The sequence below is a fragment of the Geomonas oryzisoli genome (genome assembly GCF_018986915.1).
Lineage (GTDB): Bacteria > Desulfobacterota > Desulfuromonadia > Geobacterales > Geobacteraceae > Geomonas > Geomonas oryzisoli.
Genome location: NZ_CP076723.1, coordinates 2,674,681 through 2,698,686, shown reverse-complemented (window position 1 = coordinate 2,698,686; position 24,006 = coordinate 2,674,681). Strand labels below are relative to the sequence as shown.

General features: G+C 64.8%; 22 protein-coding genes. 17 read left to right on the top strand and 5 right to left on the bottom strand.

Annotation, left to right across the window (positions count from 1 at the left end; translation table 11 throughout):
* Nucleotides 1-17 precede the first annotated feature (17 nt).
* The 4 genes from KP004_RS11790 to treZ form a co-directional block, all read right to left on the bottom strand.
* On the bottom strand, nt 18-314 hold the full coding sequence (locus tag KP004_RS11790; RefSeq protein WP_216798740.1) for a DUF2795 domain-containing protein: 297 nt from the start codon (nt 312-314) through the stop codon (nt 18-20).
* Nucleotides 315-543: 229 nt separating this feature from the next.
* The gene (locus KP004_RS11785) at nt 544-753 is read right to left on the bottom strand and encodes a hypothetical protein (RefSeq protein WP_216798739.1); all 210 of its coding nucleotides are present in this window, start codon (nt 751-753) and stop codon (nt 544-546) included.
* A gap of 7 nt (nt 754-760) precedes the next feature.
* Entirely contained in the window at nt 761-2,800 is a 2,040-nt protein-coding gene (locus KP004_RS11780) for an amylo-alpha-1,6-glucosidase (RefSeq protein WP_216798738.1), read from the bottom strand.
* Complete coding sequence (gene treZ / locus KP004_RS11775) at nt 2,797-4,674, bottom strand: malto-oligosyltrehalose trehalohydrolase (protein ID WP_216798737.1); 1,878 nt, start codon at nt 4,672-4,674, stop codon at nt 2,797-2,799. Before treZ ends, KP004_RS11780 begins: the two co-directional genes overlap by 4 nt.
* Before the next feature lie 461 nt (nt 4,675-5,135).
* On the opposite strand from treZ, the gene KP004_RS11770 reads away from it, so the two are divergent.
* The 17 genes from KP004_RS11770 to KP004_RS11690 all read left to right on the top strand — a co-directional run bounded on the left by KP004_RS11770 (nt 5,136) and on the right by KP004_RS11690 (nt 23,710).
* Nucleotides 5,136-6,257, top strand: coding sequence for an NAD-dependent epimerase/dehydratase family protein (locus tag KP004_RS11770; RefSeq protein ID WP_216798736.1), 1,122 nt, complete (start codon nt 5,136-5,138; stop codon nt 6,255-6,257).
* A complete protein-coding gene (locus KP004_RS11765) occupies nt 6,254-8,314 on the top strand; it encodes an NAD-dependent epimerase/dehydratase family protein (protein WP_216798735.1) in 2,061 nt (686 codons plus the stop codon). The genes KP004_RS11770 and KP004_RS11765 overlap by 4 nt, the downstream gene beginning before the upstream one ends.
* On the top strand, nt 8,314-9,285 hold the full coding sequence (locus KP004_RS11760) for an MDR/zinc-dependent alcohol dehydrogenase-like family protein (RefSeq protein ID WP_216798734.1): 972 nt from the start codon (nt 8,314-8,316) through the stop codon (nt 9,283-9,285). Before KP004_RS11765 ends, KP004_RS11760 begins: the two co-directional genes overlap by 1 nt.
* Before the next feature lie 13 nt (nt 9,286-9,298).
* A complete protein-coding gene (locus KP004_RS11755) occupies nt 9,299-10,300 on the top strand; it encodes a Gfo/Idh/MocA family protein (RefSeq protein WP_216798733.1) in 1,002 nt (333 codons plus the stop codon).
* Between the two features lie 213 nt (nt 10,301-10,513).
* Complete coding sequence (locus KP004_RS11750; RefSeq protein ID WP_216798732.1) at nt 10,514-11,659, top strand: glycosyltransferase family 4 protein; 1,146 nt, start codon at nt 10,514-10,516, stop codon at nt 11,657-11,659.
* Nucleotides 11,660-11,716: 57 nt separating this feature from the next.
* Nucleotides 11,717-12,811: a CgeB family protein gene (locus KP004_RS11745; protein WP_216798731.1), complete on the top strand. Its 1,095-nt coding sequence runs from the start codon at nt 11,717-11,719 to the stop codon at nt 12,809-12,811.
* Between the two features lie 167 nt (nt 12,812-12,978).
* Nucleotides 12,979-14,088 (top strand): CgeB family protein, encoded by a 1,110-nt coding sequence (locus KP004_RS11740; protein WP_216798730.1) that lies wholly within the window; start codon nt 12,979-12,981, stop codon nt 14,086-14,088.
* Nucleotides 14,085-15,140: a CgeB family protein gene (locus KP004_RS11735; protein ID WP_216798729.1), complete on the top strand. Its 1,056-nt coding sequence runs from the start codon at nt 14,085-14,087 to the stop codon at nt 15,138-15,140. The genes KP004_RS11740 and KP004_RS11735 overlap by 4 nt, the downstream gene beginning before the upstream one ends.
* A gap of 62 nt (nt 15,141-15,202) precedes the next feature.
* Entirely contained in the window at nt 15,203-15,982 is a 780-nt protein-coding gene (locus tag KP004_RS11730; protein WP_216798728.1) for a TIGR04290 family methyltransferase, read from the top strand.
* Nucleotides 15,983-16,253: 271 nt separating this feature from the next.
* Nucleotides 16,254-17,066 carry a TOBE domain-containing protein gene (locus KP004_RS11725; RefSeq protein WP_216798727.1) on the top strand — a complete coding sequence of 271 codons (813 nt, stop codon included), beginning with the start codon at nt 16,254-16,256 and terminating at the stop codon, nt 17,064-17,066.
* 274 nt (nt 17,067-17,340) lie between these two features.
* The gene (locus KP004_RS11720) at nt 17,341-18,207 is read left to right on the top strand and encodes an ABC transporter substrate-binding protein (protein WP_216798726.1); all 867 of its coding nucleotides are present in this window, start codon (nt 17,341-17,343) and stop codon (nt 18,205-18,207) included.
* 167 nt (nt 18,208-18,374) lie between these two features.
* On the top strand, nt 18,375-19,073 hold the full coding sequence (locus KP004_RS11715; RefSeq protein ID WP_216798725.1) for an ABC transporter permease: 699 nt from the start codon (nt 18,375-18,377) through the stop codon (nt 19,071-19,073).
* The gene (locus KP004_RS11710) at nt 19,070-20,170 is read left to right on the top strand and encodes an ABC transporter ATP-binding protein (RefSeq protein ID WP_216798724.1); all 1,101 of its coding nucleotides are present in this window, start codon (nt 19,070-19,072) and stop codon (nt 20,168-20,170) included. Before KP004_RS11715 ends, KP004_RS11710 begins: the two co-directional genes overlap by 4 nt.
* A gap of 76 nt (nt 20,171-20,246) precedes the next feature.
* Nucleotides 20,247-20,585: a DUF2845 domain-containing protein gene (locus KP004_RS11705; protein ID WP_216798723.1), complete on the top strand. Its 339-nt coding sequence runs from the start codon at nt 20,247-20,249 to the stop codon at nt 20,583-20,585.
* 216 nt (nt 20,586-20,801) lie between these two features.
* Nucleotides 20,802-21,365 (top strand): manganese efflux pump MntP, encoded by a 564-nt coding sequence (locus tag KP004_RS11700; RefSeq protein WP_216798722.1) that lies wholly within the window; start codon nt 20,802-20,804, stop codon nt 21,363-21,365.
* Nucleotides 21,366-21,539: 174 nt separating this feature from the next.
* Nucleotides 21,540-23,258: a hybrid sensor histidine kinase/response regulator gene (locus KP004_RS11695; RefSeq protein ID WP_216798721.1), complete on the top strand. Its 1,719-nt coding sequence runs from the start codon at nt 21,540-21,542 to the stop codon at nt 23,256-23,258.
* An 11-nt stretch (nt 23,259-23,269) separates the two neighbouring features.
* Nucleotides 23,270-23,710, top strand: a complete 441-nt coding sequence (locus tag KP004_RS11690; RefSeq protein ID WP_216798720.1) for an EamA family transporter — start codon at nt 23,270-23,272, stop codon at nt 23,708-23,710.
* Nucleotides 23,711-23,720: 10 nt separating this feature from the next.
* Here the strand turns inward: KP004_RS11690 and KP004_RS11685 are convergent, their stop codons facing one another.
* Nucleotides 23,721-23,996 (bottom strand): DUF2917 domain-containing protein, encoded by a 276-nt coding sequence (locus KP004_RS11685; protein ID WP_216798719.1) that lies wholly within the window; start codon nt 23,994-23,996, stop codon nt 23,721-23,723.
* Between the last annotated feature and the right edge of the window lie 10 nt (nt 23,997-24,006).

Genomic DNA, 24,006 nt, shown 5'->3' with positions numbered 1-24,006 from the left:
AGGGGGCGCGTCGCTTGTTAGTGATGAGGCCTGCTGTGGGATTTACCCTGGCCTGCCTGCCCGCCTGTCTGTTGTTTCGCCCTGCCGGATTGTCCGGACTCCTCACCGCCACGCTCTTTCCCGAAGGACTTCATGACGTCGGCCATGTTGTCGTATTCCCGGTCTTCCATTTTCTGGATTTCCTCGAGGACCACTTTCTCAGCTTTCATGTGCTGAGCATGTTTGAGAAGGTCCTGTTTCTCAGCCGGGAAGTCTATGCCTTTGAGATGTTTTGTCACGTCGGCCGGAGAATGACCAGTACCCCTGGTTGCCATAACTTCCTCCTTCTGCTGAATTATTTATTCCCGATCACAAGTCGATTATATTGAATTGGTTTTTTTTAATCAATTCAAAAAACCCGCACAATGAGTACCGATCGGGATCAGAAACAGAGCTGTGCCAGGACCATCAAAAGCCCGGTGCCGCACACGAACCAGGTAATGTAATCGCCGATCTTACCGGCACCATCGTCTACTGGTTCGGCGGCCGGCCCCCTATGGGGCGCTAACCCTGGATTCCGAAGATAGTTCTCGGTATCGGCATTGCCAGCACGGTGGCCAGCGACAGCACGTCCAGCAGGCGACGACGCGAGTTCAGCTGCTCCAGTGCCGCCAGAAACGCCGCCATGAACAGGACGGTGACAACGGGAGAGGGGGCGAGTGCCATGGTCGCGGTGAGCGTGGTCAACAGCGCCGTGATCTGGAAGACGCCCATCCCCGCGTCACTGGGCGGTCTTAAGCCAGCAGCGCAGCATCTCCGCGACGCTCCAGGCCTGGGCGATGCAACCCCTGGGGTTGTAGGGCTGCTCGGCATCGAAGATCTCGCTGATGGAGCCGATGCACTGCTGGTTCAGCTGCTGCACCAGTCCTTCCAGAAAGGAGCGCGCCGCGCCGACCTGGTCCGGGTAGAGCTTCATCCACGCGTCGACGAAGGGGCCGATGAGCCAGGGCCAGACGGTCCCCTGGTGGTAGGCGGCATCGCGGGCCCTGAGGTCGCCGTGGTAGGTCGGCTTGTAGTCCGGGTGTCCCGGGGCGAGGGTACGTAACCCCACCGGGGTCAGCAGGCGTTGGCGCACCGTGTCCAGCACCTGGGACCAATGGTCCCGCGCCAGGACGGGGAACGGGAGCGAGATGGCGAAGAGCTGATTGGGGCGGCAGGCGTTGTCGTCGCCGAACTCGCCGTCGACGACGTCGTAGAGGTAGCCCCCGTCGGCGTACCAGAAGCGCTGGTTGAAGGAGCGATACGCCTGGTCGGCAAAGGCGCTCAGCTGTCGCGAGTACTGCTCGTCCCCGGACTGCTCGGTCCACTGCTGCATCAGGCGCAGCGCGTTGTACCAGAGCGCGTTCAGCTCCACGGCCTTGCCCCGGCGCGGCGTGACCACCCAGTCCCCCACCTTGGCGTCCATCCAGGTGAGCTGGTACCCCTCGGCCCCCTGCTTCAAAAGCCCGTCGCTCGGGTCGATCCCGATGCCGAAACTGGTGCCGGAAAGGTGCCGGTCGATGATCTCCCGCATCTGGGGCATGATCATGTGCAGCGTGGCCCGGTCGTTGGTGTACTCAAGGTAGCGGTTCAGCGCGTGGAAAAACCACAGGCTCGCGTCGGCCGTGTGGTAGAGCCCTTCGTTGTGCCCCTCGGGGAAGAGGTTTGGGATCAGTCCGTTCTTCACGTAGTGGGCGAAGGTGCGCAGGATCCATCCCGCCTCGGTGTGGCGTCCGGTGGCCAGGGTGAGCCCCTCCAGCGAGATCATGGTGTCGCGCCCCCAGTCGGTGAACCAGTGGTAGCCGGCGATGACCGTGCAGACCTCGTCCCCCATGGCATGGGCCCGCACGCTGTCCTTGTGGCGGCCGGCCGGGGTGATGATGAACTGGTCGGTGGCAAGCACCAGCTCGGCCGGGAGCCCCTGACGTGCCCTCGGGTCCGCCGCAGCGACAAGAAGCCGGCGCCGCTCCCGCTCCATCTCCAGGGCCGCCGCCGGGGGGAGCGCCGCGATGGTTTCCCAGGTTTCGGTGGAGGCGGTGAGTGAGGCGTTCTGGCCGCTCGCGAGATCGACCGCGAAGTACCCGGCGGTCCACAGCGTCCCCAGGGAATCGTAGCCGCGGGCGCTTTCCACGTCGTAGAAGATGTCGGTGCTGTGCTTCTCCTCCAGGGTGAAGTTACCCCTGCCGCCGTTGATCACGAGCCTCAGCTGGGGAGAGTTGGCGCCGGAGGAGATCTGGTAGCGGTTCTGCACCGCGGTGAACATGTAGGGATCGTCGGAGACGATGTCGACCGAGGCGTCGTGGGGGCGGAACTGCAGGTAGGGCTGCAGCTTGAGGCGCACCATCTTCTCCCCGGAGACCAGGCGGTAGATCAAGTGCACCGTGTTCTGGCGGTGCACCATGACCAGCTGCTTCTCGATCACGGTACCGTCCAGCTCGTAGCGCCAGACCGGCATGCCGTCCTCGAGTCGGAACCCGGTCAGATACTCAAGACCGTGGAAGTCGAGCCCTCCCTCCTTCTGGTCCCCCCCGAAGCGGCGCATGCTCCCGTCGGGGAAGCGGATCGCCTCGGTGAGACGGTTCAGCATCACGATGCGTCCCATCGGCGAGGGGTAGGCGGCGATGAGCAGGCCGTGGTAGCGCCGGGTCAGCGCGCCGCAGACCGTCCCGGAGGCGTATCCCCCCAGGCCGTTGGTCACAAGCCACTCCTGCTCGAGCAGCTGCCGGGTCTTCACTTCCTCATCGTGGCGGTCGAAATGGAATTCCCGCGTCACCGTGGTCATGGCTGGTCCCCTCCCTCCGGCACCGGCATCAGTACCAGCGTCGCGTACCCCTGCAGGCGCCAGAACTTCTCCGTGTCGAGCTTCGGCGTGCCGGAACCGCCGAACTCTATCTTTTCGCTACTCCAAAGTGTCTTCCAGGCGCACCCGAAGGGGGGGGCAAGCATCGGCTCCGGGATCGGAACCAGGTGCTGCTCGCGCCCAAGGTTCACCAGCACCAGGCGCTGCTCTTCCTCAAGGAAGTAGCGCAGCAGAAAACCCGATCTCCCCAGCACCGCCCCTTCGATATGGCAGGCGTAGCCGCGGCTGAAGACCGGGTCCTCGCGTCGCAGACGGATCAGGTCCCGGTACAGCGCGTAGACCTTGCCGTGGCGCTCGCGCTCCCTCAGGTCGAGGCGCGACTGCTGGAAGGTCTCCAGCTCGTAGGGTTTGTCGATGGTGTCGATCACCTCGGGGGAGTCGACGTTGGTGAACTGTTTCAGGAACTCGATGCGGCCGGCGTGGACCTGCTGAGAGGTCTCCGGGCTCAGGTCGGCGAAGTACAGAAAGGGGGAGCTGGCCGAGAATTCCTGCCCCTGGAAGATCATCGGGGTCTGGGGGAGCAGAAACAGCAGTGCGGTCATGGCCCGCAGCCCTGCCGGGTTGGTGAGCCGGTCGATGCGGATGCCCCAGGCGGAGTTGCCGATCTGGTCGTGGTTCTGGATGTAGTTGATGTAGCTGTCGGGGCTGTGGCCCATGGTGGGGGAGCCGCGCCGCTTCCCCTGCCAGAAATAGAACTGCCCCTGGTACAGGTAGCTCCACTTGGCGCAGGAGATCATCTCCTGGGGGGAGCCGTAGTATTCGGAGTAGTAGGCGTCGTGGTAGCCGGTGAGGGCTACGTGGGCGCTGTGGTGGAAGTCGTCGTTCCAGACCCCGTCCATGCCGAAGCCCCCTTCCTCCCTGGGGCGCAGGCAACGGTAGTCCTGATTCTCGTTCTCGGCCACCAGCAGCAGGCGGCGTTTGCCGGCGCGCTCCCGGACCCGGCTGGTGATGTCCCCCAGGATGTGGATCTCGGAGTCGTCGATGATGGCGTGGCTGGCGTCGAAGCGCAGGCCGTCCAGGTGGAACTCGTCGATCCAGTAGGCGGCGTTGACCATGAAGAACTCGCGCACGGGCCCGCTTTGCCTGCCGTCGAAATTCATCACCTTGCCCCAGTCGCTTTCCTTCTCGCCGTAGTAGAAGTCCGAGAAGCGGGCGAGGTAGTTGCCTTCCGGGCCGAAATGGTTGTAGACCACGTCCAGCATGACCCCCAGGCCGAGGCTGTGGGCGCGGTCCACGAAGCTGCGCATGTCGTCGGGCTTGCCGTAGAGCCTGGTGGGGGCGAAGTGGTTGACGCCGTCATACCCCCAGCCGAACCGGCCGGGGAAATCGGCTACCGGCATCACCTCGACCATGGTGATGCCGAGGTCCTTGAGCGCCGGGAGCTGCTCCTGGGCGGCGCGCCAGGTCCCTTCCATGGTGAAGGTGCCCAGGTGCAGTTCGTAGATGACGTGCCCCTCGCGATCCACCCCGGTCCACCCCTGGTCGCTCCAGGCGAACGTTGCGGCGTCGATCACCTGGGAGGGGCCGTGCGGCCCTTCGGGCTGGAAACGGGAGGCGGGGTCGGGGAAGCACTCCCCGCCGTCCAGGCAGTAGCGATACCGGGAGCCGGCACCGGCCTCGCGGCAGATGCCGGAGAAATAGCCTCCTTCCTCCGGGGCGAGCAGGGTCGCTTGCGGCGACGGAGCCCCCTCGAGCACCACCTCCACCTCCATGTGCCCCGGCGCCCAGACCCTGAAATGCACGCCTTCCGGGACCACTTCCGCTCCGATCGGCATCCTTCTCTGTACCGCAGCCATCGCCCCTCCCGAGCCACAAAGCGTTGCAGGAGGCCTCGCGTCCTCCACTTCTGCAAAGGGGGCAGGGGGGCGAGGTAGCCACAGCGCCCCCTTCTGCAACGTACTTTAAATCCCCCTCAATCCCCCTTTGCGAAAGGGGGACGTTCATTGTCTGGAAAAATTAACACGCTTTAAAATAACACACTCCGTGAATTTTAAAACCGAAACGGCGCCGGACCATCTTCATGTGCTTTTCTCGGTGTCGCCCCGACCGCCGGAGTGACGCAACTGTACATGGAGGCAGGAGGGCGAAGACTCGCCATGTCCGCCATCTTATTGGGGGAAAGCGCACTTTTTTGCGTGAAGTGTTTGACAGAAAATCCGTCACTGATAGTATTGGGTTTTGTTAATTTGAATGAATTAACCTTGTGCTAATTAGATTGACCGCTACCGCAGATATCTCACCCCTCAGGGAGGATCCTATGTCAGGGAGCGTTCTAATCACGGGGGGAGCCGGTTTCATCGGTTCCCACTTGGCCGACGAGCTGCTGCGTCACGGCTACCGGGTGCGGGTGCTGGACAGCCTGGTGCCGCAGGTCCACGGCCCCGATGCGGGCCGGCCGTCGTACCTGGACCTCGAGGTCGAGCTGATCAAGGGGGACGTGCGCGACCCGGCCGCGGTGCAAAAAGCGCTGATCGGCACCGAAGCGGTGTTCCACATGGCCGCCATGGTGGGGGTCGGCCAGAGCATGTACGAGATCGAGCGCTACACCTCGGCCAACAACTGCGGCACCGCGGTGCTGCTCGAGGCGATGGCACAGGCCCGGGGGGACCGGAAGCTGATTGTCGCTTCCAGCATGAGCATCTACGGGGAAGGGCGCTACCGGGACAGCAGCGGGGCGTGCTACGACGACGTGAGCAGGGAGGTCGGGCAGCTGCAGCGGGGGGACTGGGAGCCGCTTCGTGATGACCGCGAGCCGCTGATCCCGGTGCCGACGCCCGAGGAGAAGACGCCGTCGCTCGCCTCGGTGTACGCCCTGTCCAAGTACGACCAGGAACGCATGGCGCTCATCGTCGGGAACTGCTACCGCATCCCGGTGATCGCGCTGCGGTTGTTCAACGTGTACGGCACCAGGCAGGCCCTTTCCAACCCCTACACCGGGGTGCTCGCCATCTTCGCCTCCAGGCTCATGAACGGTAACCCGCCCCGCATCTTCGAGGACGGCCGCCAACTGCGCGATTTCGTCAGCGTGCACGACGTGGCGACCGGGTGCCGGCTGGCGCTGGAGGTGGACCAGCAGAAGCAGCAGCTCTTCAACATCGGCAGCGGCGCCAACATATCGGTACTGCAGGTGCTGGAGCGTTTCTGTGAGGTGCTCAACCTGACCGCCATCGAGCCAGAGATCACCGGCAGCTACCGTGCCGGCGACATCAGGCACTGCTTCGCCGATATCAAGAGCGCCAAGGAGATCCTGGGGTACGCGCCGCGGGTTCCCTTTGTCGAGGGGCTGAGGGAGCTGGCGAACTGGCTGGAGGGTGAGGTTGCGGTAGACCGGGTCGCCGAGGCGCATGCCGAGCTGGCCCAGCGGGGACTGACGCTATGAGCCGCCCGGGTGTCGAGCCGCTGCCGGAACATTTCGGCATGGTGGAGTGGTTCAGGGTCGGCGAGCGGGAGCGGGTGGAGCGGGTGCTCGCCGACATGAAGAGGCTCGGGGCGAGGCGGCTGCGCACCGGCATCTCCTGGGCCGACTGGTACACCAGCGATGGGAAAGGGTGGTTCGACTGGCTGATCCCGCGCCTGTCCAGCGAGGTGGAACTGCTCCCCTGCGTGCTCTACACCCCGCCGTCGATCGGTGTCGAGGCGAAGACCTCCTCGCCGCCCAGGCGCGCCAGGGACTACGCCGACTTCAACGACCTCTTCATCACCGAATTCGGCGACCATTTCGAGTACGTCGAGCTCTGGAACGAGCCCAACAACCTGAGCGAATGGGACTGGACCCTCGACCCGCACTGGACCGGGTTCGCAGAGATGATCGGCGCCGCCGCCTACTGGGCCAGGAAGCGGGGCAAGAAGACCGTGCTCGGCGGGATGAGCCCGATCGACGGGCACTGGCTGTGCCGGATGTTCGATCTCGGGGTGATGGAGCACATCGACGTGGTCGGCATCCACGGTTTCCCCGACATCTTCGACTACACCTGGAAGGGGTGGGGGCGCAACATCGCCATGGTTCGGGAGATCCTCGACGAGCGCCAATCCCCCAGCGAGATCTGGGTCACCGAGGCCGGCTTCTCCACCTGGCAGCACGACGAGTTCAAACAGGCCCGGGTCTTCCTGGAGTTCCTGGAGGCACCGGCGCAGCGCCTGTACTGGTACGGTGTCGACGACCTGGACCCGGCGCTGGCCGCGGTGGACCGGTTCCACCTGGACGAACGGGAATACTACTTCGGTTTCCGCAAGGCGGACGGGGCGCCGAAGCTGCTCTACCGCCTGCTCGAGGAGGGGAAGGTGACGGCCCTGAAAAAGGTCGGCGCGGTGGCGACGCCGGCGCCGGCGCACAGGAAAAACCACGAGGAGAAGGCGATCCTGGTGACCGGCGGGGCCGGCTTCATCGGCACCAACCTGGTGCATCACCTGGCCCGGGAAGGACGCCGGGTCATCGTCTACGACAACCTGTCCCGCCCCGGCGTGGAGCAGAACCTGCTCTGGCTCAAGGAAAACTGCGGGGACCGCCTCGAGGTGAGGATCGCGGACACCCGTAACCACCTGGCGCTGCACGACGCCATCGCCCAGTGCTCCCACGTCTTCCATTTCGCGGCACAGGTCGCGGTCACCACCAGCGTCGAGAACCCCGCCGCCGACTTCGCGGTCAACGGGCAGGGGACCTTCGCCCTTTTGGAGGCGATCCGCACCGCCAAGGAGCGCCCCTCGCTGCTGTTCACCTCGACCAACAAGGTCTACGGGGGCATCGAGGGGTGCCGCATCCGCAAAAACGGCAGCCGCTACCAGCCGCTGGACCCGGAGCTCAGGCGCTACGGATTCGCCGAGGGGACCCCGCTCGATTTCCTGAGCCCCTACGGCTGTTCCAAGGGGTGCGCCGACCAGTACGTGCTCGATTACGCGCGCAGCTTCGGCATCCATAGCGCCGTGTTCAGGATGAGCTGCATCTACGGCCCGCACCAGTACGGCACCGAGGACCAGGGGTGGGTGGCCCACTTCGCCATCCGGACCCTCAGGGGAGAGCCGATCACCCTCTACGGGGACGGGTACCAGGTGCGCGACCTCCTCTTCGTGGAGGACCTGGTGGACGCCATGTGCCGCGCGGCGGACGCGATGCCGCAGCTCTCGGGGCAGGCCTTCAACATCGGGGGCGGGCCCGAGCGCGCCGCAAGCCTCTTGGAGCTTTTGGAACTGTTGCGCGATCTGCACGGCTTCCTGCCGCAGCTCAGCTTCGACGAGTGGCGTACCGGAGACCAGCGCTACTACGTTTCCGATACCAGGAAGTTCGCCGCGGCGACCGGCTGGTCGCCGCGCCATTCTGTGCGGGAGGGGGTGGAGCGGCTGTACGGCTGGCTTGCCCACTCCTTGACCCTCCCGCCCCGTGCCGCCGGGAGGGATGCGGCGGGGAAAAATTACCCGGCTACGGGTGTGGAGGCGATCTGATGAGTGAGATGATGCAGGCGGCGGTGATCACCGGACCTGGAGAGGCTGCCGTGCAGCTGGTACCCCGGCCGGAACCGGGGGCGGGGGAGGTGCTGGTGGCGCTGGAGGGGTGTGGCGTCTGCGCCTCCAACCTGCCGCTGTGGCAGGGGCGCACCTGGTTCAGCTACCCGGCGCTTCCGGGCGCTCCCGGCCACGAGGGGTGGGGGAGGGTGCAGGCGCTGGGCGAGGGGGTGCAGGGGGTAAAGGTGGGGGACCGCGTCACCTTCCTCTCCTACAACGCCTACGCGCAGTACGACCGCGTCCGGGCCGACGCCCTGGTGAAGATCCCCGCCTCGCTGGACGGGCAGCCCTTCCCGGGTGAGCCGGTGGGGTGCGCCATGAACGTGTTCAGGCGCTCCGTCATCGAACCGGGGCAGACCGTGGCCCTCATCGGGGCGGGCTTTCTGGGTGCGATCTTCACCGCGCTCGCCACGGCGCGCGGCGCGCGCGTCATCGCCATCTCGCGCCGCCCCTTCGCCCTGGATCTGGCCAGGCGCTGCGGCGCCGAGGAGACCGTGCTCCTGGACGATCACCAGAGGGTGATGGACCGGGTGCGGGAGTTGGCCGGGGAAAGGGGGTGCGACCGCGTGGTGGAGGCGACCGGGCACCAGTGGCCGCTCGATCTCGCCGGGGAACTGGTGCGGGAAGGGGGCAAGATCGTCATCGCCGGCTACCACCAGGACGGGCTGCGCCAGGTCAACCTGCAGCTTTGGAACTGGAAGGGGATCGACGTCATCAACGCGCACGAGCGCGAGGCGCGGGTCTACCTGGAAGGGATGCGAGCCGGGATCGCCGCCGTCGAGTCCAGGATGTTCCTGCTCAAAGAGCTGATCACCCACACCTTCGCGCTGGACCAGCTGGGGCACGCCTACCTGGCGCTGGAGCACCGCCCCGACGGCTTCCTGAAAGGGATGATCCGCATCGAGCAGTAGGAAAGGGGACACGATGAAGAAGCGACAGGCATTGCCGAGGCTCGGTTTCCTGGGCACCGGCTGGATCGGCCGGCACAGGCTGGAAGCGATCGTCACAAGCGGCGAGGCCGAGGTGGCGGCGATAGCCGACCTCTGCGGGGAACACGCCCGGGAGGCGGGAAAGCTGGCGCCGGGGGCGCAACTGGTGGAATCGCTGGAGGAGCTCCTGGAGCTGGAGCTGGACGGCGTGGTGATCGCCACGCCGAGCGCCGGGCACTGCTATCAGGCGCTGCGCGCGCTGGATCGCGGTCTGGCGGTGTTCTGCCAGAAACCGTTGGGGAGAAACGCGGAAGAGGCGCGGCTGGTGGTGGGCGCGGCGCGGACGGTGAACCGGCTGTTGGGGGTCGATTTCTCCTACCGCTACACCGACGCCATCCAGAAGATGCACCACCTGGTGAATACCGGCGAACTGGGGCAGGTCTACGCCGCCGACCTCGTCTTTCACAACGCCTACGGCCCGGATAAGGACTGGTTCTACGACCCCGAGCTCTCCGGCGGTGGCTGCCTCATGGATCTTGGCAGCCACCTGGTGGACCTCGCCCTCTGGTTCTTCGGATACCCCGAGGTGCGCAGCGTGGCCAGCTCGATCTTCGCCGGCGGTGAGCGGCTGAAGGTGGGGTCCGGGAAGGTCGAGGATTACGCGGTGGTTTCGCTGGTGCTGGAGGACGGGCACGCGGTGCGGCTCGCCTGCTCCTGGAACGTCTCGGCCGGAAGGGAAGCCGTCATCGAATCGAGCTTCTACGGGACCCGCGGCGGCGTGAGCTTCAAGAACGTGCAGGGCTCCTTCTACGACTTCGTCGCCGAACGTTTCCGCGGTACCGCAACCGAGACCATCGCCGCTCCCCCCGACGACTGGGGAGGGAGGTGCGCCGTCGCCTGGGCGCGTCAGCTGAGATTAGGAGGGGGCGCCTTCGATCCTCAGGCGGAGCAACTGATCCGGGTGGCGGAGGTGCTCGATGCCGCCTACGGGAAGTAATTCAGATAAACAGGTAAATCGGTAAAGAGATACACGGATAAACCGATAAGCCGCGCCGGGCGGCAATCGAGCGGAGCCCTTCCCGCGTCAGCGGGCCAAGGGAAGGGGGAGGTCTCTGCCGAAGCGCCGCCTCGAACTCATGAGACGGTGCGGCGTTACTACCTAATATATCGACCGATTATTTAAAAATTGCGCCGCCGGGATTTTTTATTCATGAATAATTCGACTCCCACCACAGCAGCAGGCGAGCAGGTCGTTACCGGCGCGCCGGGGCTGATTCTGATGACCGCCGATCCCATCGGCGGTGTCTGGAATTACGTCCTGGAGCTCAGCCGCGGCCTGGCCCCCCACGGGGTGCGCATCGCCCTCGCCACCATGGGGCGGCCGGTTTCCCCCGGGCAGCGCCGGGAGGTGGCCGACGAGGCGAACGTCACGCTGTTTGAGAGCGGCTATCGACTGGAGTGGATGGACGACCCGTGGGGCGACGTGGAGAAGAGCGGCGACTGGCTCCTTTCCCTGGAGGCGGAGCTGAAGCCCGACCTGGTGCACCTGAACGGCTACGCCCATGCCGTACTTCCCTGGCGCAGCCCGTGCCTCGTCGTCGCCCACTCCTGCGTACTCTCGTGGTGGGAGGCGGTGCGCGGCGAGCAGGCGCCGCAGCGGCTGGACCACTACCGGGACCGGGTGGCGCTGGGGCTGGCGGCGGCGGACCTGGTGGCTGCCCCCTCCTCGGCGATGCTCGACTGCATCCGGAGGCTGTACCTGCCGCTTCCCGACGCGCAGGTGGTCTACAACGCCCGTGGCCGTACCCGGTTCCGCCCCGGCAGGAAGGAGGACTTCATCCTGTCGGTGGGGCGGGTATGGGACGAGGCGAAGAACATCGGCGCGCTGGTGCGCAACGCCTACGATCTCCCCTGGCCGGTGTACGTGGCGGGCGAGATCAACCAACCCGGCGGCGGGGCGGCCAACGTCGACGGGGTGAACCGGCTCGGCTTCCTGGCGCCGGAGTCGCTGGCGCCGTGGTACGCGGCCGCCGCCATCTACGTGCTCCCGGCGCGCTACGAGCCCTTCGGCCTCACCGTCCTGGAGGCGGCCCTCTCCGGTTGCGCGCTGGTGCTCGGGGACATTCCCAGCCTGCGCGAGCTGTGGGACGGGGCGGCCCTGTTCGTCGATCCCGAATCGGCGGTTGACCTGCAAAAGCAGCTGCGCGCCCTCTGCGCCGACCGCAACCGTCAGGCGAGCCTCAGGGAGAAGGCCCTGGAGCGAAGCCGCAGCTTCTCCGCCGCCCGGATGACCGCGGGATACCTCTCCCTGTACAGCCGCCTCGGTGCCGGGAACGAGATACACAGCCGGCAGTGACGGGGGAAGGTGGTAGAAACGCCGGAAGGGGGCAATTCTCAGGAGGAACGCCGAAATATGCGCATCGTCATGTTTTACCACTCCATCCTTTCCGACTGGAACCACGGCAACGCCCATTTCCTGCGGGGCATCGTCACGGAACTTGGGCAGCTCGGGCACGAGGTGACGGTCTACGAACCGGAAAACGGCTGGAGTTACAGCAACATGCTGCGGGACAGCGGCGAGGAGGTGCTGCGCCGTTTCCAGCAGGCCTATCCGGGGCTCACCGGCGTGAAATACCGGCTCGAGGAGCTGGACCTGGACCGGATCCTTTACGGGGCGGACCTGGTCATCGTCCACGAGTGGAGCGAACACGAACTGGTCCGGCGCCTGGGGGAGCATCGTAAAGGTTGCGGCGGATACCGGCTCCTGTTCCATGACACCCACCACAGAAGCGTCACCGACGAGGCGGCCATGGCCGCCTACGACCTCTCCGGGTTCGACGGCGTGCTGGCCTACGGCGGCAGGATCAGGGAGATCTACCTCTCCCGCGGCTGGGCGCAGCGGGTCTGGCTGTGGCATGAGGCGGCGGACGTGCGGGTGTTCCGGCCGCTTCAGTCGCCGGACAAGGTCGGGGACGTGGTCTGGATCGGCAATTGGGGGGATGACGAGCGCAGCCAGGAGATCCGCGAGTTCTTCGTGGAGCCGGTGCGGAGGCTGCACCTGAAGGGGGTGGTGTACGGCGTGCGCTACCCGAGCCGGGCGCTCCAGTTGCTGGCCGAGGCGGGCATCGGCTACGGCGGCTGGCTTCCCAACTTCGAGGTGCCGCGGGTATTCAGCCGGTTCCGGCTCACGGTCCACATTCCGCGCCGTCCCTACCTGGAGACCCTGCCCGGCATCCCGACCATCCGTCCCTTCGAGGCGCTGGCCTGCGGCATTCCGCTGCTGTCGGCGCCCTGGGTCGACAGCGACGGGCTTTTCACCGGCGGCTCCGATCTCGTCTACGCCCGGGACGGAAAGGAGATGGAGCGGCAGATGCAGAGCCTGCTGCACGACCCCGAGCGGGCGCAGAGCCTTGCGCAGCACGGCCGGGAGACCATCCTGGCCCGTCACACCTGCCGCCACCGCGTGGAGGAACTGCTGGCCATCTGTCGCGAGCTCGGCATCGATTGAAAGATTGAAAAGCAGTTACGCAAAGATGCGAAGTATCCGCTAAGAGCGGAAAGAACACCTGTGGTTAATGACAAAGCTTCCTTCGTGTCCTTTGCGCCTTCTTCGTGCGACTTTGCGTAACTGCTTATGGAATTTGGGTTTTAACTTCCCTCTTGAAAGGAACTGCCATGGCTGCCCCTCTTTCCATCGCCTTCTTCGCCTCGAGTCTCGTCTCCGCCTACTGGAACGGCGCAGCCACCTACTACCGCGGCATGGTGCGGGCGCTCTCCGGCCTGGGGCACCGCATCACCTTCTACGAGCCCGACGCCTACGACCGACAGGCGCACCGGGATATCGAGGACCCGGAATGGGCCACCGTGGTGGTCTACCCGGCCACCGAGCAGGGGGTGTTCCGCTCCCTGGAGGCGGCCGGCGGCGCCGACCTGATCATCAAGGCGAGCGGTGTCGGTGTCTTCGACGCGCTGCTCGAGTCCGAGGTGCTGCGCCTGAAGCGGGCGGGGACCCAGGTGGTCTTCTGGGACGTGGACGCACCGGCGACCCTGGAGCGGATCGCGGGTGACCCCAGGGACCCGTTTCGCGCCCTGATCCCGCTGTACGACATGGTCCTGACCTACGGGGGCGGGGACCCCATCGTGCGTGCCTACCGCCGCTTCGGTGCCCGCGACTGCATCCCCATCTACAACGCGCTCGACCCGGATACCCACTTCCCGGTGCCACCCGCGCCGCGCCTCAAGGCGGACCTCTCCTTCCTGGGTAACCGGCTGCCGGACCGGGAACGCCGGGTCGAGGAATTCTTCCTCTCCGTGGCCGGCAAGCTTCCCAACCGCAGCTTCCTTTTGGCCGGCAGCGGCTGGCAGGACAAGGAACGCTCGGAGAACGTGCGTTACCTGGGGCACCTCGGAACCGGCGACCACAACGCCTTCAACTGCAGCTCCCGGGCCGTTCTCAACGTGAGCCGCGACGGCATGGCGCGCAACGGCTTTTCCCCCGCCACCCGCGTCTTCGAGGCCGCCGGCGCCGGCGCCTGCATGATCACCGACCGCTGGGACGGCATCGAGCAGTTCTTCGAGCCGGATCGGGAGATCTGTGTCGCGGACAACGGCGACCAGGTGGCGGAAATCCTGGAGCGGCTCACCCCTTCGGTCGCGGCGGCCATGGGAACCCGCGCGCTGGCGCGGGTGCGGGCGCACCACACCTATGCGCACCGGGCCAGGCAGTTCCAGAAGATCTTCGCCGCCGGCCCGGTACGTCGGGCCTACCTCGGGGGTGCACCATGAAAATCGTCGTCTTCGGCCTGTCCATCACCTCGTCCTGGGGCAACGGTCACGCCACCACCTACCGGGGGCTGCTGCGTGAGATGGACAAGCGCGGCCACGAAATCCTGTTCCTGGAGCGGGACGCGCAGTGGTACGAGACCCACCGCGACCTGCCCGAACCGCCATTTTGCAACACGCTGATCTACAAGTCGCTGGACGAGCTCTTCTCCGAGTACGGCCCCGAGATCAGCGACGCCGACTGCGTCATCGTCGGCTCCTACGTCTACCAGGGTATCGAGGTGGGCAAGTGGGTCAGCAAGCACGCCAAGGGGATCAAGGCCTTCTACGACATCGACACCCCGGTGACCCTGGCCGCCCTGGACCGGGGGGAGTGCCAGTACCTCAGCGAGGAACTCATTCCCTGTTACGACCTCTACCTATCTTTCACGGGCGGGCCCACCCTGGACCACATCGAGCGTCACTACGGTTCGCGGGCGGCGCGCGCCCTGTACTGCTCGGTCGATCCCATGGTGCATTACCCGATGCAGATCACCCCGCGCTGGGACCTGGGGTACTTGGGCACCTACAGCCGCGATCGGCAGCCCGGTCTGGACCAGCTGCTGTGCCGGCCCGCCTCCTCCTGGGAGAAGGGGCGCTTCGTGGTGGCCGGGGCGCAGTACCCCTCGGACCTCAAGTGGCCCGCGAACACGCATCGCATCGAACATCTCCCCCCCGAGTGCCACAGCGAGTTCTACAGCTCGCAACGCTTCACCTTGAACCTGACCAGGAAACATATGCAGGTGGCGGGCTATTCCCCGAGCGTGCGTCTCTTCGAGGCGGCCGCGTGTGCGGTCCCCATCGTGAGCGACCACTGGCAGGGGCTGGAGCAGTTCTTCGAGCCGGGAAAGGAGATCCTGCTCGCCTCCAGCAGCCAGGAGATGTTGCGCATCCTGCAGCGTTTCCCCGACGAGGAGCGCCGGGCCATCGGGGAGCGTGCCCGTGCCCGGGTGCTGCAGTCCCACTCTGCCGCCTGCCGCGCCGAGGAACTGGAAGAATACCTGGCCGCGCTGTGACGTGTCGCCCCGATGCCACAGTGACCCGGCTCCCGCAGCCAAAATAACCTTGAGGTACCCGCATGACCCACGCCAAACCGAGAACGCTGGAAGACGATATCAGGGAGCTCTCCCCCTGGTTCCACAACCTGCACCTGCCCGACGGGACGGAGACCGCACCGGATCATTTCCTGGGGGATTTCCCCAATTTCAAGTGGCGCGAGATCTCGGGCTGCATTCCGGAAGATCTGACCGGGTGGAGTGCGCTCGACATCGGCTGCAACGCGGGCTTTTACTCGTTCGAACTGGCGCGCCGCGGCGCCCGGGTGCTCGGCATCGACTGCGACAGCCACTACCTCGACCAGGCCAACTGGGCTGCGGGGCAGTACGGCCTGCAGGAGCTGGTCGAGTTCCGGCAGATGCAGGTCTATGACCTGGCGCGGGTGAAGGGGAAGTTCGACCTGGTCCTGTTCATGGGGGTGTTCTATCACCTGCGCTATCCGATGCTGACGCTCGACATCGTGGCGCAGAAAACGGCGGGAATGATGCTGTTCCAGACCGTCACCATGCCCGGCCGCGAGGTCGCCGGACAGCATGACTTCTGGATCAACGAGCGGGACGCGCTGCTCGACGCGGGGTGGCCCAAGATGGCCTTCATCGAGGAACGCTTCGCCGGGGACCCGACCAACTGGTGGATCGCCAACCATGCCGGCATCGAGGCGATGCTCCGCTCGGCCGGACTGAAGATAGCCGGTTACCCCGGCGATGAGATCTACCTCTGTCACCCCGACCCGGCTCACCCTTCCTGCATGACCACCTGGAACCGTTCGGAATACCTCTCCGCCACCAACGCCGGTGAATGAGCCGGCGTCGCCTTGCCTCTCGCCTTGTTCCATCATGCAACCGGCCGTTTTCACCTATGAAAAAAGGTATACACAATGCGGGGCACTTTTTGTGTCTACGCTATAGCGTTTATGATATAACGATAGTCTGCGATGAGAATCCTGTCTGTGTCTGTGGCCTCATTCATTGCAGTGAACGGCTTTACTCTCACTGATGTGATGTATACTGAGTCAGGCATTGGCAGATCCTGGAAGGGACTCTTACAGTCTCTGCTCCCGAACGAGGTGTCAATTGAGTCGTGGCACAAAACGCGGCATAGAGCTCGAAGGGGCTCTCTGGTTTCACAAGGATGAGCAGAAGTTCCTGGGGCTGGACCGGATTGCCCTTTTGAAGAAGATCGACGAAGTGGGTTCCATCACCAAGGCGGCCAAGGCGGTCGGCATCAGCTACAAGAACGCCTGGGATCTGGTCAACATGATCAACAACCTCGCCGAGAAGCCGCTGGTGGAGCGGGTGACCGGCGGGAGAGGGGGAGGGGGCACGACCCTCACCGCTTACGGCAAGGAAGTTGTCAAGCAGTACGGCGTGCTCCAGGAGGAGCACCGGAGGTTCCTGGAGAATCTCGAGGGGAGGCTCGGCGACACGGCGAGTCTTTATCAGCTGTTACGGAGGATATCCATGAAAGTAAGCGCCCGTAACGTCTTGTCCGGAACCATCACCAAGATAACCAAGGGGGCGGTGAACGCGGAGGTCACCCTGGTCCTTACCGGCGGCGCGCCGCTGGTTGCCGTCATCACCAACGGGGCGGTCGAGAACCTCGCCCTCAAGGAGGGGAGCTCGGCGTACGCCATCATCAAGGCGAGCTCGGTCATGGTCGGCACCGACCTGCACGACGCGAAGATCAGCGCCCGCAACGTCATGTGCGGTACCGTGGCCAAGATCGTGGAAGGGCCCGTTTCCACCGAAGTGGACGTCGAAGTCGGGGGCGGCAACACCATCAGCGCGGTGATCACCCACGAAAGTGGTGCGAGCCTCGGCCTCAAGGTGGGCTCGCACGCCTGCACCTTGTTCAAGGCCTCCAGCGTCATCCTCGGCGTCAGCTAAGTGTCTCCTCCCCCTCCCTTGACGGGCCTGCGCGCTGTAGCGCTGCGGCCCGCGAAGGCGGGAGGGGGCAGGGGGGGCGGTGAAGCCGCAAGGCCGCGGCAATGATGGCACCTTCCCCCACCCCCTAACCCCCTCCCGCAAGGGGAGGAGGGACCATGGGTACGGATTCCGGAGCAAAAAGGGGCACCGCCCCGTTTTTTCGTTTACCCGCTGTAGCAAAAACACCATAACGCTCGACACCAAAGGCAGGAAAAATCCCAAAAAGGAGTTTGAGATGACCCGAATTTTCAGAATGTTGCCGCTTTTTGTCGCCCTGTTCCTGCTTTCCGCAGTCGCCACGGTTTCCACCGGCTGGGCTGCCGAACACAAGAACCTGATCCTCGCCACCACCACCTCCACCCAGGACTCCGGCCTTCTGGACGTATTGATCCCGATCTTCGAGAAGCAGACCGGCTACTTCGTGAAGACCATCTCGGTCGGTTCCGGCCAGGCCATGAAGATGGGCGAGAAGGGTGAGGCCGACGTGCTGCTGGTGCACTCCCCGGACGCCGAGAAGAAGTTCATGGCCGACGGCTTCGGCGTGAACCGCAAGCTGGTCATGCACAACGACTTCATCCTGCTGGGACCGGCCAACGACCCGGCCAAGATCCGCGGCGCCAAGACCGCTGCCGACGCCATCAAGTCCATCGCCAAAGCCAACGCACTGTGGCTCTCCCGTGGTGACAACTCCGGCACCCACGCCAAGGAGAAGGGGCTCTTCAAGGCTGCCGCCATCAACCCGGAAGGTCAGAAGTGGTTCCAGCAGACCGGCCTGGGCATGGGCGAGACCCTGAACGTTGCGGCCGAGAAGAAAGGGTACCTGCTGGCCGACCGGGGCACCTACCTCGCGCTCAACAAGAAGGCGCACCTGGGGCTCGAGATCATGGTGCAGGGCGAGCCGAAGCTTCTCAACGTCTACCACGTGATCGAGGTGAACCCGGCCAAGTGGCCCAAGGTCAACAACGCGGGTGCCAAGGCGTTCGCCGACTTCATGGTTTCCAAGAAGACCCAGGAGATCATCTCCACCTTCGGCAAGAAGGAGTTCGGCTCTCCGCTGTTCTTCCCGGATGCGGGCAAGAAGCCGGAGTCGCTGGGGCTGTAAAAGGCTCGGAAGGGACAGGCTCCGTAGGTGCCTGTCCCTCTAGCGGAACGCTTCTTTCAGCTCAGCAGGCAAGGGGACAGGCACCTGGCGGAGCCAGTCCCCCTCAAGCAAGCAAGGGGACAGGCACCTGGCGGAGCCAGTCCCCCTCCACCATTCACGGAGGTTGAATGGACGTAATACTGGAAGGTTTCACCAAGGCTGCCCAGCTCCTCGCATCGCTCGATCGCGAGGTGCTGGGCATCGCCCTTTTGTCACTCAAGGTGTCGGGGCTTGCCACGCTCTTCTCGCTGCTGATCGGTCTCTCCATCGGAACGCTGGTGGCGCTCACCAGCTTCCCCGGCAAGAAGATACTGGTCAGCGTGGTGAACACGGGGATGGGGCTGCCGCCGGTGGTGGTCGGCCTCTTCGTCTCCATCATGCTCTGGAGAAACGGCCCGCTGGGCTACCTGGAACTCCTGTACACCCCGACCGCCATCGTCATCGCACAGACGGTGATCGCTACCCCCATCGTCATGGGGGTCACCATCGGCGCCATGCAGAACCTCCCGGCCAACCTGAGGCTGCAGATCCTGGCCCTGGGCGCCACCCGGGTGCAACTGGTCTGGATGCTGATCAAGGAGGCGCGGCTGCCGCTGATGGCGGGCGTTATGGCCGGCTTCGGCGGCGTCATCTCCGAGGTGGGCGCCTCCATCATGGTCGGCGGCAACGTCCGGGGGTACACCCGTGTGCTCACCACCGCCACGGTGATGGAGACCGGCCGGGGCAACTTCGACATGGCCATTGCCCTGTCGGTGATACTTCTGCTATTCTGCTTCGCCGTCAACTACATCCTCACCTACATCCAGCAGCGGGAAAGACCAAGATGACGCAGCAACAAAACCTGCTCGACCTGAAAGAGCTGAGGGTTGATCGAGGCGGCGTGACCGTGCTCGACATACCCTCTTTTTCTTTGTCCGAAAACGAATTCGTCTCCCTGATCGGCCCCAACGGTGCAGGGAAGTCGACCCTGCTCCTGTCGCTCTTGGGGCTCATGAAGCGCCAGACCGGCAGCGTCTCCTACCGCGGCCGCCTGATCGACTCCCAAGCCGATTGGCTCGACCTGCGGCGCCGCACCGCCATGGTGCTGCAGGAGCCGCTTCTTTTCGACAGCACCGTCTTCGACAACGTGGCCAGCGGACTCAAGCTCAGGGGACTCGGGCGCGCCGAGATCAAGACCCGCGTGGCGACCTATCTCGAGCGCTTCAACCTCACCCACATGGCGCAGCGCTCCGCCCGCAAGCTCTCCGGCGGCGAGGCCCGGCGCGTGAGCCTCGCCCGCGCCTTCGCCGTTGAGCCCGAGGTGATCTTCTTCGACGAACCCTTCGCGAACCTCGATCCTCCCACCAGGCAGGCCCTCACCGAGGACATGGACCGCATCATCCGGGACCGTGGCATCGCCGCCATCCTGGTCACCCACGACCAGTCCGAGGCGCTCAGGATGTCGCAGCGCATCGTGGTAATGAACAGCGGCCGTATCGTCCAGCAGGGGATCCCCGCCGCGGTCATGAACCACCCGGTGAACGAGTTCGTGGCCAACTTCGTCGGGATGGAGACGGTCCTCGAGGGGGAGGTGGTCAGTAACCGCGATCAGCAGATCGTGGTCCAGGTGGCGGGTCGGGAGCTCGACACCGTGGGGGACGAACAGCCGGGCACCCAGGTCTACTGCTGCATCCGCCCGGAAAACGTCACGGTGAGCGTAAGTCACCCCGACGCCAGGACCAGCGCGCGTAACCTCTACCCCGGCCGTGTGGCCGAGGTTTCTTCGATGGGGCCGTTTCTGAAGCTGCTGCTGGACTGTGGATTCCCGCTTACCGCCTACGTGACCCGGGAATCCTTCGCCAACCTTGAGCTCTCCGAGGGCAAGGAGATTCACGCCTCCTTCAAGGCCACCTCTGTCCATCTCATCCGCAGGCGCGCCGCGTAAATAGCGCTTTGCAAAACATCGCTTGTGCCTTATATTCCTATCTGTTTTGCCAACAGGAGAACAAGGAGGATTGAGCATGAAAAAAGCCGTCAACCTGATAGCTGCCCTCTCGGCCGTGATGATGCTGTCCGCCGCCGCGTATGCCGACAGTGACACCGTAAGGTGCAAAGGGGGCATCGTGTCGGTCGGTGACTCCGCGGGAGAGGTGCTTGCCAAGTGCGGCCAACCCGCGACGACCACGCAGAGCTCCAAGAAGGTGATGCAGAAGGACCAGCAGTCCGGGTCGACCAGGAGCATCACCAACATCATCGTCGACAACTGGATCTTCAACTTCGGTCCCAACGAGTTCCAGTACCAGCTGGAGCTGCAGGACGGCCGCGTCTCCTGCATCCGGAGCCTCGATTACGGCTATTAACGGGGGGGGACTGGCTCCGCCAGGTGCCTGTCCCCTTTAGTCTTTCCCCTTTAGTGATTGAAAATGGTGGCTGAGCTGAAAGTGACGTTCCGCCAGAGGGACAGGTACCTCCCGGAGCCAGTCCCTTCTGCTTGAAGCCTCCTTTGCCAAAGGGGGACTTTGTCAAAATCAAAAGGGGACAGGCACCTGGCGGAGCCAGTCCCCTGTGGAGTTTTAATGGATTGGATCAGCATCTTCGGCATCGCACTGGCCTTGGCCATGGATGCCTTCGCCGTCGCCCTGGCCACGGGGGCGGTGCTCAACCCCATCACCGGACGGCACCTGTTCCGCCTCGGTTTTCATTTCGGCCTGTTCCAGGCACTCATGCCCATCGCCGGCTGGCTGCTCGGCCTCACGGTCCAGAAATGGATCACCGCCTACGACCACTGGATCGCCTTCGGCCTCCTGGCCTACGTCGGCGGCAGGATGATCGTCGAGGCTTTCGAGGAGGACGACGATAGCTCGCCCTCCGACCCGACCAAGGGGCTCACCATGGTGATGCTCTCGGTCGCCACCAGCATCGACGCCTTTGCGGTCGGCCTCTCCCTGGCCATGCTCGGCGTGAGCGTGTGGGTTCCCTCCGTGGTCATCGGCCTCGTTGCCGGCGTGCTCACCGTGAGCGGCATGCTCCTGGGGCGCCGGCTCGGGGACAACTGGGGCAAGCGCGTCGAGGTCTGCGGCGGCGTGGTGCTCTGCCTGATCGGTCTCAAGATCCTGCTGGAACACACACTCCTAAAGTAAAGACGCTCATCCAAAGTCATTACTTGGGCGTCTTTTTCTCTTACAGTCACTGCCTGTGTCTCATTCGTAAACGATAAAGAGGGTTGAACTGTCACAAAAGGCCTGTATATTTTCCCAACAAAGTAGCCGCTCGTCTGCACCCTATGTAAAAGCTTGTCTGTAACAGAGGGCCGAGTGACCGATACTCTCCACCCCACAGAAGAGCTGTATCGCTTCATCATCGATACGATCCCCCAGATCGTCTGGACCGCCACGCCCGATGGCGCTCAGGACTTCGCCAACCTGCGCTGGTACGAGTTCAACGGACTCATTCCCGGCGAGCCCGACCCCGAACCGTGGCGCAGCATCATCCACCCCGACGACGTCGACATCACCGCACGAAAATGGAAACACTCCCTGGAGACGGGTGAGCCCTACAGTTGCCTGCACCGCAACCGGAGGTTCGACGGCCAGTACCGCTGGGTGCTGTCGCGCGCGGTCGCGCAAAAGGACGCAGAAGGCCTCATCGTGCGCTGGATCGGCAGCGGCACCGACATCACGGAGCAGAAGGTCGCCGAGGCCGAGCTGATCAAGTACCGCGACCACCTGGAGGACCTGGTCCGGGAGCGAACCGAGGAACTGGTGGCTGCCAAGGAGCGGGCCGAGGTGGCGACACGCGCCGTCCTTGAGGCCAACGACCTGCTGGAAATGCGGGTCGAGGCACGGACCGCCGAACTGAGAAAGACCGAGAAGGACCTGCGCCAGGCGCAGAAGATGGAGGCGATCGGGACGCTGGCCGCCGGCATCGCCCACGACTTCAACAACATCCTCACCTCCATCCTCGGCTTCACCGACATGGTGCTGCACAAGGTACCGGACGGGGGAACGGGCCGGGCGGAGATGGAGCAGGTCTTCGTCGCCGCGCAGCGGGCGGCGGACCTGGTGCGCCAGATCCTCACTTTCAGCAGGCACACCGAGCAGGAACGAAAACCGGTGCACCTGGCAGCGGTGATCGAAGACGCCTTCCGCCTGCTGCGCTCCTCGCTTCCCACCTCCATTGCCATGGTCAAGGAAATCGACGTCCCTCCCGACGCGGACAAGGTGCTCGCCGACCCGACCCAGCTGCACCAGGTGCTGATGAACCTCGGCACCAACGCCGCCCACGCCATGCGCCCGGACGGGGGGACCCTGACCGTCTCGTTGCGGACCGTTGCGGCCGGCTCCCCCCGACTCGCCCCTTATCCCTACCTGGACCCGGTGGATCACCTGCACCTGTGCGTGCGCGACACCGGGCGCGGCATGGAAAGCCGCATGCTGGAGCGGATCTTCGACCCTTATTTCACCACCAAGCCCGCAGGGGAGGGGACCGGCCTCGGTCTCGCCGTGGTCCAGGGGATCGTGAAGAACCATGGCGGCGTCATCGCGGTGCACAGCGAACTGGGGGTGGGGACCTGCTTTGAGATCTTCCTCCCGGCGGTCTCCCTGGAGATCCAGCGCGAAGAGGACGTCCCGGAGCAGCTGTTGCAGGGGAGCGAGCGCGTCCTGTTCGTGGACGACGAGGAGTCCCTCACCGTTCTGGGGCAGGGGATACTGGAGAGCCTTGGCTACAGCGTGGTCACGTGCATAAACAGCGTGGGCGCCCTTGATCTTTTCCGTGCCGATCCCTCCTGGTTCGACCTGGTCATCACCGACCTCACCATGCCGGGGATGTCGGGTAAATCCCTGGCCAAGGCGATCACGACCCTGCGCCCGGACGTCCCCATCATCCTCTGCACCGGGTTCAAAGAGATCGTCGACGAAAGGGACGCCGAGTACGGTATCCGTGCCTGTCTCATGAAGCCGTACACCTCGCGGACCCTGGGGCGGACCATCCGGCAGGTGCTCGATCACAATCCCGATACTCGACAGCCATAAGGAGGTCAGGCATGTGGAACTACGTAACCCAGGCCCTCACCGCACTGGTGAGCTTCGCTTTCATGGTGCTGTTCATGACCGCCGCCGTCAAACGGGGCGTTTCGGTTCAGTTCTCCATGCTGGTGCTCTCGCTGGTGCTCACGGTGAGCTTCGCCGCCTGGTCGGCCGGGGACTGGGGGATGTGGCCGGCCTGGAAGTCCGCGGTGCCCCTGCTGCTGGCGGCGGGAGCCTGCAGCGTGCTCGGCAACTGGGCCATGTTCCTCGCCACCTCGTCGAGCGCCAACGCCGGGTACGCGCTGGCCATCATCGGCTGCCAGTCGGCCCTCGTGCTGCTGCTCTCCTCGTGGTTCCTGGGCGGGGAGATGCACTGGCTGCGGCTGGTGGGGATCGCGACCTGCATCCTCGGTGTGATTATCATCAGCTGGCCGGTCGCCCCGGCGGTGAAAGGGTAAGGCGCGCCGTTCAGGCGGTGCGGGGGGAGGTGTGGGGCCAGGCCGTGGTGATGTGGACCGCGGCGCGGCGCTCGCGGCAGTTGACCGTCAGGGTGGCAGGGGTAAGCGCCTCGATGATCAGCGTCTCGCCGCGCACCACCGCCAGACGCGTCGCCTGGTGCAGACAGTAGTCGCGGGTATCCGAGGAGCGGGTCAGCCAGATAGCCCCGGCGACCAGCGACAGCGATTCGATGGCGTCATCGGCTTGCAGGGTGACGACCTCTCCTTGGGTCAACAGGTAGCGCATAAGAACCTCC